The 12682-nt window shown below is 70.6% G+C and carries 11 protein-coding genes; 2 read left to right on the top strand and 9 right to left on the bottom strand.

Features of this window, described 5'->3' with window-relative positions; translation table 11 throughout:
• Positions 1-212: 212 nt before the first annotated feature.
• From ACFV2O_RS35700 to ACFV2O_RS35675, 6 genes are all read right to left on the bottom strand, one after another.
• A complete protein-coding gene (locus ACFV2O_RS35700) occupies positions 213-536 on the bottom strand; it encodes a WhiB family transcriptional regulator (protein WP_379256123.1) in 324 nt (107 codons plus the stop codon).
• A 136-nt stretch (positions 537-672) separates the two neighbouring features.
• Positions 673-1011, bottom strand: a complete 339-nt coding sequence (locus ACFV2O_RS35695) for a hypothetical protein (RefSeq protein WP_379256122.1) — start codon at positions 1009-1011, stop codon at positions 673-675.
• Positions 1012-1124: 113 nt separating this feature from the next.
• The gene (locus ACFV2O_RS35690) at positions 1125-3272 is read right to left on the bottom strand and encodes an ATP-dependent DNA helicase UvrD2 (protein WP_379256120.1); all 2148 of its coding nucleotides are present in this window, start codon (positions 3270-3272) and stop codon (positions 1125-1127) included.
• 160 nt (positions 3273-3432) lie between these two features.
• Positions 3433-3900 (bottom strand): MarR family winged helix-turn-helix transcriptional regulator, encoded by a 468-nt coding sequence (locus tag ACFV2O_RS35685; RefSeq protein WP_379256119.1) that lies wholly within the window; start codon positions 3898-3900, stop codon positions 3433-3435.
• Between the two features lie 9 nt (positions 3901-3909).
• Positions 3910-4353, bottom strand: a complete 444-nt coding sequence (locus ACFV2O_RS35680) for an EVE domain-containing protein (RefSeq protein WP_356960789.1) — start codon at positions 4351-4353, stop codon at positions 3910-3912.
• Positions 4350-4772: an SRPBCC family protein gene (locus ACFV2O_RS35675; RefSeq protein ID WP_379256118.1), complete on the bottom strand. Its 423-nt coding sequence runs from the start codon at positions 4770-4772 to the stop codon at positions 4350-4352. The genes ACFV2O_RS35680 and ACFV2O_RS35675 overlap by 4 nt, the downstream gene beginning before the upstream one ends.
• Positions 4773-4889: 117 nt before the next feature.
• Here ACFV2O_RS35675 and ACFV2O_RS35670 point away from each other — a divergent pair, with 117 nt between their 5' ends.
• Positions 4890-5120 (top strand): mycoredoxin, encoded by a 231-nt coding sequence (locus ACFV2O_RS35670; RefSeq protein ID WP_379256129.1) that lies wholly within the window; start codon positions 4890-4892, stop codon positions 5118-5120.
• Between the two features lie 37 nt (positions 5121-5157).
• Here ACFV2O_RS35670 and nudC read toward each other — a convergent pair whose 3' ends face one another.
• Positions 5158-6063 carry an NAD(+) diphosphatase gene (nudC, locus tag ACFV2O_RS35665; RefSeq protein ID WP_379256117.1) on the bottom strand — a complete coding sequence of 302 codons (906 nt, stop codon included), beginning with the start codon at positions 6061-6063 and terminating at the stop codon, positions 5158-5160.
• A gap of 45 nt (positions 6064-6108) precedes the next feature.
• A complete protein-coding gene (locus tag ACFV2O_RS35660) occupies positions 6109-7164 on the bottom strand; it encodes an NAD-binding protein (RefSeq protein WP_355079967.1) in 1056 nt (351 codons plus the stop codon).
• 647 nt (positions 7165-7811) lie between these two features.
• Here ACFV2O_RS35660 and ACFV2O_RS35655 point away from each other — a divergent pair.
• The gene (locus ACFV2O_RS35655) at positions 7812-8225 is read left to right on the top strand and encodes a hypothetical protein (RefSeq protein ID WP_379256116.1); all 414 of its coding nucleotides are present in this window, start codon (positions 7812-7814) and stop codon (positions 8223-8225) included.
• Here the strand turns inward: ACFV2O_RS35655 and ACFV2O_RS35650 are convergent.
• On the bottom strand, positions 8182-12642 hold the full coding sequence (locus tag ACFV2O_RS35650; protein ID WP_379256115.1) for an ATP-dependent helicase: 4461 nt from the start codon (positions 12640-12642) through the stop codon (positions 8182-8184). The genes ACFV2O_RS35655 and ACFV2O_RS35650 overlap by 44 nt on opposite strands.
• Positions 12643-12682: the final 40 nt, after the last annotated feature.

The raw sequence follows: 12682 nt of genomic DNA, 5'->3' as shown, positions 1-12682 counted from the left end.
CAAAACCAACACAGCAGTCGCGAGTCTCGGTCGCTCGGCCGCGGGACTTCCCGGGGCCGCGAACACGCAGCGCCGCAGGCGCTGCAAAGCAGACCAGCCGCCCACCAGACAACGGTGGGCGGCTGGTCTGCTTTCTCGTTCGTTGGCTCGGCCCGTGCCGGGACCGACCGAATCGAGCACATCGACCGGAGGGAGGGAAGTCACTCCCCGGCTCATGCCGGGACCGCGACCTTGCGCGGACGACCACGGGGACGCTTGCGGGCGATCACGACACCCTGGTCGAAGATCTCACCGCCCCAAACACCCCATGGCTCACCACGATCCATGGCGGCGCTCAGGCAGCCTTTGCGGATCGGGCAGGTCGCGCACAGCGCCTTGGCCTGCTCCAACTGGACCGGGCTCTCGGCGAACCAGAGGTCCGGGTCTCCAGCGCGGCAGGGCAGGACCTTGGTGATCTCCTGGGTCCGAGTAGGCGACGCCACGGTTCGGCATGTCACGTCAGTAGTGGCCTGCGGCCAACTCTGTGCGGTGAACACGTCGTTCTCCTTCAGCTCGTTTGCAGCGGTTCGTTTGTTGTGGCGAAACCGGTGCCGGTCGGCTGAAGGGCCGGAGAATACTGGCCACGGTTTCGCTGTCTTGCGATCCGTGGCCAGGAGGTCGGGGAGGAGTTCCCTACCTAGGTCGACATCTGTGTCGAGTCCTGTTCACGGTCGCTGGGTGTGCGGTGCGGAGGCGTGCTGCCCGCGGATCCGCCGGCTCGAAGCCGACTTCATCCGCGAAGACACCGACTGCTGCCTCGACAGCCGTCGGGTGCCAGCCCGCGCTGGGCTTGCCCTGAATCTGGGTGCGGTTCGACGCATGCATGGCAATGCAATTCACTTGCGTGCCGGACATGCCGAACGCACCGATTCCGGACAGACCGATCCCCTGCAAGGCGAGGATCCCCCGGGAGGCCGCCATGGGCGCATAGACCGCAACGCCACTGGCGCCGAAGTTCATGATGTTGTCCATTGCTCTGCCTCCCTCCTGTACTCGTTGTGTGTCGGTAACTGTGCGCGCCGAGATGCCCTCCCGGTGCGTGAAATCCACCATAGGCAAGATCGTCGAGCGGGACAACCTATTTTCTACCTGCGGTTTTGTGATGTGGATCGAAGCCGGGACGCCACGATCGCGAGCACATCTGCGCCGAACTGGTCGATCTTCTTCGCACCGATGCCCGCGATCGCGGCCAGCGCGGCGTCGTCGGCGGGCTGTTGTTCGGCGATCGCGGTGAGCGTGGTGTCGGTGAACACGACGAATTCGCGCACCCGCAGCGCCTCCGCCTTCTCCGCACGCCAGTCCCGCAGTGCGGCAAGCAATTCCGCGTCCAGCTCGGCCGGGCAACGGCGGCAGCGGCCGAGCATGGTCGCGTAGGTGCCGATCAGCGGTTTCGCGCAGACCCGGCAGGTCGGGCGGACACCGTTCGGCGCCGACGGCGGTGCCGCGATCCGCGAGGCGGGCGAATCATCCGGCACGAGACCGTTGAGGAAGCGCGAACGCCGCCTGCTGCGCCTGCCGCCCTCGTTCCTGGCCAGCGCCCAGGACAGCCGCAGATGTTCGCGCGCCCTGGTGACCCCGACGTAGAGCAGCCGCCGTTCCTCCTCGAGCGCCGCCTCGTCGGCGACCGAGCCGTCGTCGGCGAGGACGTGCGCGATCGGCATGGTTCCGTCCGACAGCCCGACGAGGAACACCGCGTCCCACTCCAAGCCCTTGGCGGCGTGCAGGGAGGCCAGCGTGACGCCCTGCACCGTGGGTGGATGCCTGGCCTCGGCGCGAGTCGCGAGCTCGCGCAGCAGCCCGGTGAGGTCGAGCCGGTCGTCGTGGCCGACGAGTTCCTCGGTCAGCCGCACCAGCGCGACCAGCGAGGTCCAACGTTCACGCGCCTGGGCGCCTGCGGGTTCCGTGGCGGTCAGGCCGAGCGGCGCGAGCACCGCGCGGACCAGCGAGACCAGGGAGTTGCCGCTGCGCGCCTGGTCGGGCAGGTCGTCGCGGGCGGCGGCTTGCCGCAGTGCCTGCACGGCCTGCCTGACCTCGGCGCGCGCGAAGAAGCCCTCGCCGCCGCGCACCTGGTAGGGGATACCGCGCTCGGTGAGCGCCTGCTCGTAGCTCTCCGAGTGGGCGTTGATCCGATAGAGCACGGCGATCTCGGCGGCCGGTGTGCCCGCCGCGACGAGCCGGCCGATCGCCTCGGCCACCGCCGCGGCCTCCGCCGGCGCGTCGTCGTATTCGGCGAACACCGGCTCGGGCCCGTCGGCGCGCTGGCCGATCAGTTGCAGCCTGGTGCCCGCGATGCGCCCGCGCGCCGCTCCGATCACCCGATTGGCCAGCGACACCACCTGCGGAGTCGACCGATAGTCGCGTTCCAGCCGGACCACGGTGGCGTCGGGGAAGCGCCGGGAGAAGTCCAACAGGTAGCTCGGCGTGGCGCCGGTGAACGAATAGATGGTCTGGTTGGCGTCGCCGACGACGGTCAGGTCGTCGCGATCGCCGAGCCAAGCGTCGAGCACGCGCTGTTGCAGCGGCGTGACGTCCTGGTACTCGTCGACGACGAAACTGCGGTAGCGGCCGCGGAATTCGTCGGCCACCGCCGGATAGTCCTCCAGCGCTGCGGCCGTATGCAGCAGCAGGTCGTCGAAATCCAGCAGCAGCCCGTCCGGCGTCGCCTTGAGTTTCTCGTAACCCGCGTAGACGTCCGCGACACGCAGTGCCTCGTAGGGCGTCTCGCGCCGCTGCTTCGCGACCGCCGCCGTGTAATCCTCCGGAGCGATGAGCGAGGCTTTCGCCCACTCGATTTCGCTCAGCAGGTCGCGCACGCTATCGGTGGCCGTGGACAGCCCGGCCTGGTGCGCCGCCTGCGCGACGATCGGGAACTTCGCATCGATCAGCCGCCACGGCACGTCGCCGACGATCTGCGGCCAGAAGTACTTCAGCTGCCGCAACGCCGCCGCGTGGAACGTCCGCGCCTGCACCTGGGTCGCTTCCCCGCCGAGACCGAGGGCCCGCAGCCGGGTCCGCAGTTCCCCAGCGGCCCGAGCGGTGAACGTCACCGCGAGCACCTGATCGGCTTTGACGTGCCCCTGCGCGATCTGATGCGCGATGCGATAGGTGATGGTCCTGGTCTTTCCGGTGCCCGCGCCCGCGAGCACGCACACCGGGCCGCGCGGTGCTCGCACGGCGGCGGCCTGCTCGGGATCGAGGTCTGCGAGGTCGAGAGCGGGCACGCGATCCATCATGACAGCGCCCACCGACACACAACCGGTCGCGGTCGGGAGCAGCCGCTCGCGAGCAGACCGGCACCGAGGCAAAAGACGGCATCGGCGCCGTAGCCGTGCGCCGCGCGCGACCGCCCGTTGTACGCCTCGTCGCCGCTTCGGGCGGCCGGGCGCGTGGCGTTCAGCGGTCGCTCAGCAACCGCAGGGAACGAGCGAAGGGGGCGCTGTCCTGCGAGCCGAGCGGCGCGAAGAACTCCGCGTCGCATTCCTCCACCGCGACGATGGCCCGGTTCACCAGCGCCACGCCCGCTTCGGTGGCGACCAGGGCCTTCGCCCGGCGGTCGCTGGGGTGGTCGCGGCGTTCGATCAGGCCCTTCTGCGCCAGGGCGCGCAACACCTGAGAGGTCATCATCGGATCGGTGGCGGCGTATTCCGCCAGGTCACGCTGCCGGACCGGATCCTCGCGGCCGGCGGCGAGGTAGGTGAGCGAAGCCAGCAGCACGAATTGCACGTGGGTCAGGTCGAAGGGAGCGAGCGCCGCCCGCTGTGCCGCCTGCCAGCGGTTGGTCACTTGCCACAGCAACAGTCCGGGACTTTCCTCTGCCGCGCGAAATCTGGAACGCAGCCTGCCGTCCCCCGCCTCGTGCATCGGCCTCCCTCACTCGTCGGTCATCTCCCGCGCGATCAGCGCGTAGTCGTGCGGGCTGAGTTCTATCAGGCCACGACGCAGGATCATCCCCCAGTTCGGCACGCTGGTGAGGTCCAGCTCGTCACGCAGCGTATCGATCGGCGCCTCCCGCGCTTCGGCTCGGTAGCTGACCGAACGGCGCCACGGCCGGAAGCAGCCGCCGTCCTGCGGGTCGGCCTGCCAGGCCGGGTGGTCGTCGATGGTGCCGATCGCGGTGAACGAGCGCACCGGCGCTCCGGCCCGCATGCCCTCGCGCGGCGAGTAGTACACCAATCCGTCGCCCGGCCGCATGCGTTCCACCGCAGCGCGCTTGCCGTGGTTCGCCTGGGCGATGCCCAGCTCCACACCGCGCCGGACATGTTCCCTGGACACGACGGCCAGCCAGTACTTCGCGCTCGAACCGGTAGCACTCATGCCGGGACCCCCTCGGCGACGGCCACCAGTGCGTCCAGGTCGGGCTGCACGGATTTCGCCAGGTCGGCGCCCAGGATCTTGGTCCACAACAAGCGCAGCGGTCCGTCGATCGAGACCGTGACGGTGACCGTGGTGCGGTTTTCCGCGACGGCGACCTCGTGGGCGAAGGTGAGCCGCGCGCCGAACAGCTTCGAGACGTCGACGAACTCGCGATCGGTCAGACGCGCGACGACGAACCGGATCTTCGGGCCGCCTTTCGGCCGCAACGTCCCGGTGGCGCCCTCGGCGAACGGTCCGTCCAAGCGCACCCACTCGGTGTCGGAGTTCCACTCCGGCCAGGTGGCCATGTCGGCCCAGCGGGCGAAAAAGGCGGTCGGCGGCGCACTGGAGGTGGCGTGCGCGGTGGCGATGATCGTCATGCATTTAGTATGCGCGCATACTAAATGCCGCGCAAGTCGGCATATGGTTCGAGTTGGAACAGTGCGCGGACGTCCGGCGTTGCAGTGTCCGTGACTGACGCGAACCCCACCCTGACGATGTACTCGACCACCTGGTGCGGCTACTGCCGCAGGCTCAAGAAGCAGCTGGACGAGGCGGGCATCGGCTACGTCGAGATCGATATCGAGCAAGACCCGGCGTCGGCCGAATTCGTCGGCAGCGTGAACGGGGGCAACCACGTGGTGCCCACCGTGAAGTTCGCCGACGGTTCCACCGCGACGAACCCGTCGCTGGCGGCGGTCAAGCAGGTCCTCGCCGGTCTGTCCTGATCAGCCGCCGCGCGCGGGTCGCATCGGCCCGCGCGCGCTAGTCGATCGCGGCCCAGGATTCGATGATCGTGCGCGCGATGGAGATCGAGCCGGGCAGCAGCAACCGGGCGCCCCCGTCCCGGTTCGACCAGTCGCCCACCGCCAACGCTTCGCGCACCTGCGCGCGGGTGAACCAGTCGGCCTCGGCGATCTCACCATCGGTGAAGGCCAGCGGCTGTGTGGGATCGGCCACCGCGGCGAACCCGAGCATCAGCGAGCGCGGGAACGGCCACGGCTGGCTGCCCAGGTAGGTGATCTCGCGCACGTCGAGGCCGACTTCCTCGCGCATCTCGCGCTCCACGCAGCGCTCCAGCGACTCGCCCGCCTCGACGAACCCGGCCAGCAGCGAGAACAGCGACTTCGGCCAGCTGGCCTGGCGGGCGAGCAGCACCCGCTCCCCGCCGTCGTGGATCAGGCAGATCACCGCCGGATCGATGCGCGGGAACTCTTCGTAACCGCTCTCGGTGACGCGCGACCAGCCCGCCTTGGCCGACATGGTGACGGTGCCGTCCGCGCCGTGGAACCCGGCCTTGTCGTGCCAGTTCAGCAACGCGATCGCGGTCGAGAGCAACGCGGCGGTGCGGTCGTCGACGGCGCCGCCGGCCAGCGCGCGCAGGTCGGTCAGCGCGCCCTCCAGCTCCGGATCACGCACCGCCCACAGATGGACGCCCTCCTCCACACCGAGGAACACCGCGTCCGGGCTCGGCTCGGCGGAGAACTCCACGGCCGGGTCCAGGATCAGGGCGCTTTCGTCGAGGCGCACCTGCCCGCGGCCGTTGATCCGCAGGAGTCTGGCCTCGGCCCAGCCCTCCTTCAGGGCCTGGGCATCACCTCGGATGTGCTCGGCCCGGTCGACGACAGAACGGGAGAGCAACGGAACGCTATTGAGCTGAAATGCCGACACGGTTCGAGACTATCGCCGAAGCTGTGCGGCCGGTTCGCGCCGGGGTCACTTGCCCGCTCGACGGATGTACAACAGCTTGTCGCCCGCCTCGACCGCGTCGACTTCCGGCTCGCCCACGCGGTAGAGCACCCCGTTGCGCACCACGCCGAGGACGATATCGCTCAGATGCCGTGGCGAGCCGCCGATCTCGGACGGCTCCACCTCGCGTTCGGCGACGGCGAAGCCCTCCTCCGGGGTCAGCAGGTCTTCCATCATCTCCACGACCGTGGGCGTGGTGGTCGCGATGCCGAGCAACCGGCCCGCCGTCTCCGAGGACACCACCACCGAGTTCGCGCCGGACTGGCGGACCAGGTGGGTGTTCTCCGCCTCCCGGATCGACACCACGATCTTGGCGGCCTTGTTCAGCTCCCGGGCGGTCAGCGTGACCAGCACGGCGGTGTCGTCGCGATTGGTGGCGACCACAACCGAGTCGGCGTGCTGCACACCGGCCAGCCGCAGCACGTCGGACTGGCTCGCCGAGCCGTGCACCGTGACCAGCCCGGCGTTCGCGGCCGCCTCCAAGGCGACCACGTCGGTGTCGACAACGACGATGTCGGCGGGCTGCACCCCGTCGCCGAGCATGGCGTCGATCGCGGTCCGCCCCTTCGTGCCGTATCCGACGACCACGGTGTGATTGCGCACGGTGTGCCTCCATCGCTGAATCTTGAAAGCCTGCCGGGAACGTTCGGTCAGCACGCCCAGCGTGGTTCCGACCAGGACGATCAGGAACAGGATGCGCAGTGGGGTGATGATGACGATGTTCGCCAGCCGCGCCTCGGGCGTCACCGGGTGGATGTCGCCGTATCCGGTGGTCGACAGCGACACCGTCGCGTAATAGAACGCGTCCAGGAACGACAGTTCGTTGCCCGAGTTGTCGTGGTACCCGTCGCGTCCGAGGTAGACCACCAGCGCGGCCAGGAACAACAGCCCCGTCGCGAACAGCACCCGTCTGGTCAGCGAAATCCACGGACTGGTCTGCACTTCCGGGATGCGCAGCAGACCGACCAGGGCGAAATCGGGCCTGCTGGCCAAGCCCAGGCTGCGCGCTCGGTCACCGAACACCGGGCACACCCGTCGTTTCGTCGCTCGTGTCGGTCATACCCGGTAATCCTTGTCCCTCCGGCACACCGGGGAGCCTACTGTGTTTGTTTTTCCAGCGCCTGCGGCGCTAGGTGTTCGCGGCGGATGCTCGGTCTCGCTTCGCTCGAAAGACGTGGTGGGGGTGCGCTGGGCACGTCGGCATCGAAGCTCGCTATCAGGTGTACGCGGTTCGTAGTGGTCGGCTACAGAATCGGCCGCGCTGCCCCCTTGCTCCTTCGTCGCGGACACCACGCCCCGTCTCCTTCGTCGCCGGCCCAACCGACGCCAGCTCGGCCGCGGACGCCCACACGATCGGTGTCGTTTCACCCGACCCGCATTCGAGCCCGGCTCGGTTCACGGGCCGCAGCGGCAGACTGTCGAGCGGACCACCGCAGGCAAGCGCGGCGTGGGCGGTGGCTCGGTGCGAGCCGGGCTGTGTTGGCTCCGCAGTCGCGCGGTGGGGTTCGCGGCGCTTTGCCCGGCGTCCGCGCCGATCACGCTTGCTCGATCTCGGTGAGGGCGAAGGACGCGCCAGAGGCAGGGGCGGCGGTTCGGGGGTGCGGACCGCCGGGTCCGCATCCAAGTGACCCGGGGTCGACGCGCGGCGGCGCGGATGTAAGGGTGCCTGCATGGCAGAAAATACGCTGACGTCCGTGTCCGACGGTGGGCGGCGGCCCGCGCTGGCCCTGGCCGCCCTGCTGTTCGGCTCCGGGGTGCTGCATTTCATCCGGCCGAAGCCCTTCGATTCGATCGTGCCGCGCTTCCTGCCAGGACGCGCCCGCGACTACACCTACGCCTCCGGCGCGGCCGAGATCGGTGTCGCCGCCGCCCTCGCGGTCCCGCGCACCCGCGGCTTCGGCGGACGGCTGGCGGCGCTGCTGTTCATCGCGGTGTTCCCGGCTAACGTGCAGTTCGCCGCGGACATGCTCGCCAGCGAGAAGGCGCCGCGGCTGGTGAAGATCGGCTCGGCGCTGCGGCTGCCGCTGCAGATCCCGCTCGTCACTCAGTCGCTGGCGGTGAGCCGGCGGGCGCGGCGTTCCTGATCAGCTCGGCCAGTTCGTCCGGACCGGCCAGGTTCGGGGGCGCGATGGTGCGGCCGGTGCGCACGTAGTGGAATGCGGCGCCGATCCGGGGCAGCATCTCGTGCTCGGGCCGTCCCTCGCGGGCGGCCATCAACCGCGCCCAGGCCAGGCGATAAACCGCCAGCTGCATGGCGACCGCCGGTTCCTCGGCGGCGCTCGGCTCGGCGCCGGTCTTCCAGTCGACCACGATCCAGCCGCCGCCGGGTTCGGCGAATACCGCGTCCATCCGGCCGCGGATCACGGTGCCCGCGATCGAGGTCTCGAACGGGATCTCGACTTCGATCGGACTGCGATCGGCCCAGCGCGAGTTCAGGAACGCCTCCTGCATCGCGCTCAGCTCGGCGTCCAGGCCCGCGTCGGCCGCGCCGCCGTCGGCCGCGCCCGGCAGTTCGTCCAGACCGAGCAGGCGGGTGGAGCCGAACCACCGCTGCACCCAGGCATGGAACGCGGTGCCCCGGCGGGCCAGTGGATTCGGCGGGTAGGGCAACGGACGACGCAGGCGGGCGGCGAGCTTCGCCGGGTCGGCCCGCAGCTCGACCAGGGCGGTCGCCGCGATCTGGCCGGGTAGTTCCACCTCTTCGTCGGCGGCCGCGGCCGCGTGGTGTTCGGCGAGCAAGGCGTCGACGTCGGCGGCCCAGCCTTCCGGATCGGCGGGATCCGGCGCAAGGCGGGCGTCGTGCGGGCGGTACAGGTCCTCCGGCGGGGGCGGAGCGAAGCCGGTCGCGGCGAATGCCGGTTCGTCGGCGGACAGATACTCCTCCACCGGGTCCGGCGCCGAACCGAAATAGGGCTCGATATCCGCGTAGGGATCGGCGTATTCGATGGAACCGACCTCGAAGTTCCCCGCGAAATCGTCGGGCGGGTATTCGTCGTGGGGTGGATAGTAGGCCGGTTCATCCGCGAACCCCGGCTCATCAGCGGGACGAGGATTAGGCCGACTCATCCGCGAACCCGGCCCGTCACCGGGCCGGTAGTAGCCCGACTCATCCGCGAACCCCGGCTTGTCAGCGGGCCGGGGCGTAGGTCGATTCATCCGCGAATCCGACTCATCGCCGGGCGAATAGTAAGCCGAATCGCCGGTGAGACTCGGCTCATCGCCGGGCCCGTAGTCGCCCGGCTCATGCTCGAACTCCGGCTCATCACCGGGCAGGCGAGAAGCCGAATCGCCGGTGAGACTCGGCTCGTCACCCGGCCCGTAGTCGCCCGCCTCATGCTCGAACTCCAGCTCATCACCGGGCAGGCGAGAAGCCGAATCGCCGGTGAGACTCGGCTCGTCACCGGGCCCGTAGTCGCCCGGTCGGTCCGCGAAACCCGGCTCGTCGACGTCCGGCGCGGACGGCATCTCGGCACGGGCAGACCTGGTTCTGCGGATCGAACCAGCAGCGCCGTGCGGCTCCGAGCCGTGGTGCCCGGTGGCGGCGGGACGGGCGCGCAAATTCGCCAGGGCAGCGCGGACCAGTGCCGCGCCTTGTTCGATGGGCTCGCGGCGGGCGCCGAGGGGGTCGCGCGGCCACTCGGCGGTCGCGGGATTGTCGGTGAACGGGTTGACGGCGTCGGCGGCGGGCGGGTCGTCCCAGCGGTCGATCGCCAAGACGTCGCACGCCGGGCTGCCGGGGTCCTGGTGCGCGCGCTTCAACTCCAGCAGGAAATCCGAGGGGCCTTTCGGAGTGCTGCCGGTCTCCGCCCAGTAGTGGGCCGAAACCAGCAGCACCCGTTCGGTTCTGGTGAGCGCGACGTAGAACAGGCGCCGTTCCTCATCGATCCGGCGGCGCTCCAGCGCCTCCTTGTGCGCCTTGATCGCGCGGTCGAGGTCCGCGCGGTCGTACAAGTCGGTGAGCTCGAGCACCGGCACGCCCTCGGCCGCGTCGTCCTGCCTGCGGTCACCGCGCAGCGACGTGGGCAACTCGGCGAGCGCGCCCAGCCACGTGCCGGAACCGACTTTGGACGGAAACACGCCCTCCACCACGTGCGGGACCGCGACGATCTCCCATTCCAGGCCTTTCGCCGCGTGCACGGTCAGCACCTGCACCCGGTCCTTGGCGACCTCGACCTCGCCCGGCTCCAGCCCGTTCTCGACCTCCTCCGCGGCGGCGAGGAACGCGAGCAGTCCGCCGAGCGAGGCGCCGGTGTCCGCGGCGTACCCGGCCACCACCTCGGCGAACGCGTCCAGATGCTCGCGTCCGGCCCCGGTGCCCGCCATGGCTCGCCGGGTCTGGGTCTCCACACCGACGCCGATGGTGCGCTCGACATCGGCGACCAGTTCCGCCAACGGCTGACCGCTGCGTTCGCGCAACGCGGCCAGTTCCCGTCCCAGCGCCTCGATGCGGGCGAACCCGGCGGGTGAATACCGCTCGGGCGGACCGGGATCGGCGATCGCGTCGGCCAGCCCGGCCTGTTCGGCGGGTTCCGGCGCCACTTCGCGCAGCGCCTCGTCCAGCGCGGCGCCGTCGGCGATCTCGGTGTGTCCCTCCGACCCGGGACGCCGGATGGACAGGTCCCTGGCGCGGCGGGCGAGCGCGGCGATGTCGGCGACCCCGACGCGCCAGCGCGCGCCGGTCAGCACACGCATGGCGGCGCTGCCCGCACCCGGTTCGGCGATCAACCGCAGGGTGGCGACGACGTCGGCGACCTCCGGCGTGGCGAGCAAGCCGCCGAGCCCGACGATCTCCACGGGAAGACCTTGTGCGCGAAGGGCTTCCGCGAGCGGCGCGGCGTCGGCATTGCGGCGCACCAGCACGGCGGACGTGGGCGGCTGCTGCTGGGCCACGTGCCGGGCAGCCCACTCCGCGGCGATTCGCTGTGCCACCCACTCCCGTTCGTCGGCGACGGTGTCGGTCAGCGCCAGCGCCACCACACCCGGCCCGGCGTCGGGCTTGGCGCGCAAGGCATCGACCGTCACCCCTCCGCTCTCGGTCGCCTTGCGCCGCAACGGTTCCGCGACCAGATTCGCCAGTGCCAGCGCTTCCGGCGGATTACGCCAGCTGGTCAGCAAGGACAACGTCGGGGCGGGCAAGCCCGGCGCGCTGGGGAAGTCGGTGGCGAACCGGGGCAGGTTCGCCGCCGAAGCGCCACGCCAGCCGTAGATGGATTGCATCGGGTCGCCGACGGCGGTCACGGCTAGGCGCTGCGTTTCGTGCCGGCGCGAAGGTTGGTCCGCACGCCTCGCCACGGCGCGCGGGTCGTGTGCGCCGGCGAACCGCGGTTGTCCTTCGACGTCGTTCGCGTCGACGCCCGGCGACCGCGTGCCCTGCGCGGGGGCAGCGGGAAGCGCGTCGGTGGTCGATGACGACCCGGACCCGGTTTCCGGCAGTGTGTCCGAACCTGCCACGACGCTCTCCCGCGCACCGGGCAGCGCCGCCCTCTGCGCGACTGTGTGAACGCCCGCGGATGACGAAGCATCGTCGCCGCGACGATCGCCCGGAGGAATGTCGGGCGGGGTCGCTGGCTGCGGCGTCCGTTCCTCCGGCGCGCCGCCGAACAAGGCGGCGAGCAGGACCCGCTGGGCGTGGCCGGTGTCCTGGTACTCGTCGAGCAGGACCAAGCGGAAACGGGCGCGTTCGGCGGCGGCGACCTCGGGGTGCTCGGCCGCCAACCGTGCGGCGAGGGACATCTGCGCGCCGAAGTCCAGTGCGCCCCGTCGGCGCAATGCCTCGGCGAGCTCGTGCACCAGCGGTAGCAGCGCTACCCGTTCCCGCTGCACTTGCACGATGTTCAGCAGGGTCTGGCTCGGCCCGCCCCGCTGCCGCGGGCCCGGGGGCAGCGTGTACACCAGCTTCGCCAGTTCGGTGTGCGCCTCTGCCAGTTCCTCCGGCTCGACCAGGTGCTCCGCCAGCTGCCCGGACAGCGCGAGCACCGCCTCGGTGACCGACACCGGGGTGCGATCGGTCTCCAGATCGCCGTCCCAGGTGTGCACCACCTGGTGGGCGAGCTGCCAGAGCTGGGTCGCGGTCAGCAGGGTCGCCGACGGTTCCACCGGCAGCAGCAGGCCGTGTTCGGTGAGCAACCTGCCCGCGTACGAGTGGTAGGTGCTGATCTCCGGTTCCGCGCCGGTCAGCTGGGCGCGCAGGCGGCCGCTCGGGTCCAGTTCGCGCAGCAGCGGCGCACCGGCGAGCCGGGCCAGCCTGGTCCGGATCCGGGCGGTCAGCTGTTGGGCGGCTTTGCGTGTGAAGGTCAGCCCGAGCACTTCGTCCGGCAGCACGAGCCCGTTGGCGACCATCCACACCACCCGGGCGGCCATCGTCTCGGTCTTGCCCGCGCCCGCGCCGGCGACCACGAGGGTGGGGCCCGGCGGCGCCGCGATCACGGCGGCCTGTTCGTCGGTCGGCGGCGGCAGGCCGAGCGCCTGCGCCAGCTGGTGCGGCGTCACCCCGCCCGTCACGGCGGCGCCCCGGCGACCGGCCGCGGCGGGACCGAGAGCG

It is taken from the genome of Nocardia sp. NPDC059691 (genome assembly GCF_042733915.1).
In the GTDB taxonomy this organism is placed as follows: Bacteria; Actinomycetota; Actinomycetes; order Mycobacteriales; family Mycobacteriaceae; genus Nocardia; species Nocardia sichangensis.
The sequence above is the reverse complement of the archived record's forward strand: the minus strand, read 5'-3'. Positions and strand labels throughout refer to the sequence as shown.

What these genes read in the sequence shown, in the direction of transcription:
- ACFV2O_RS35670 (WP_379256129.1), top strand. Translation starts at nt 4,890, where the DNA reads ATGTACTCGACCACCTGGTGCGGCTACTGCCGCAGGCTCAAGAAGCAG.
- ACFV2O_RS35690 (WP_379256120.1), bottom strand. Translation starts at nt 3,272, where the DNA reads ATGATGGATCGCGTGCCCGCTCTCGACCTCGCAGACCTCGATCCCGAG.
- ACFV2O_RS35685 (WP_379256119.1), bottom strand. Translation starts at nt 3,900, where the DNA reads ATGCACGAGGCGGGGGACGGCAGGCTGCGTTCCAGATTTCGCGCGGCA.
- ACFV2O_RS35680 (WP_356960789.1), bottom strand. Translation starts at nt 4,353, where the DNA reads ATGAGTGCTACCGGTTCGAGCGCGAAGTACTGGCTGGCCGTCGTGTCC.
- ACFV2O_RS35655 (WP_379256116.1), top strand. Translation starts at nt 7,812, where the DNA reads ATGGCAGAAAATACGCTGACGTCCGTGTCCGACGGTGGGCGGCGGCCC.
- ACFV2O_RS35695 (WP_379256122.1), bottom strand. Translation starts at nt 1,011, where the DNA reads ATGGACAACATCATGAACTTCGGCGCCAGTGGCGTTGCGGTCTATGCG.
- ACFV2O_RS35675 (WP_379256118.1), bottom strand. Translation starts at nt 4,772, where the DNA reads ATGACGATCATCGCCACCGCGCACGCCACCTCCAGTGCGCCGCCGACC.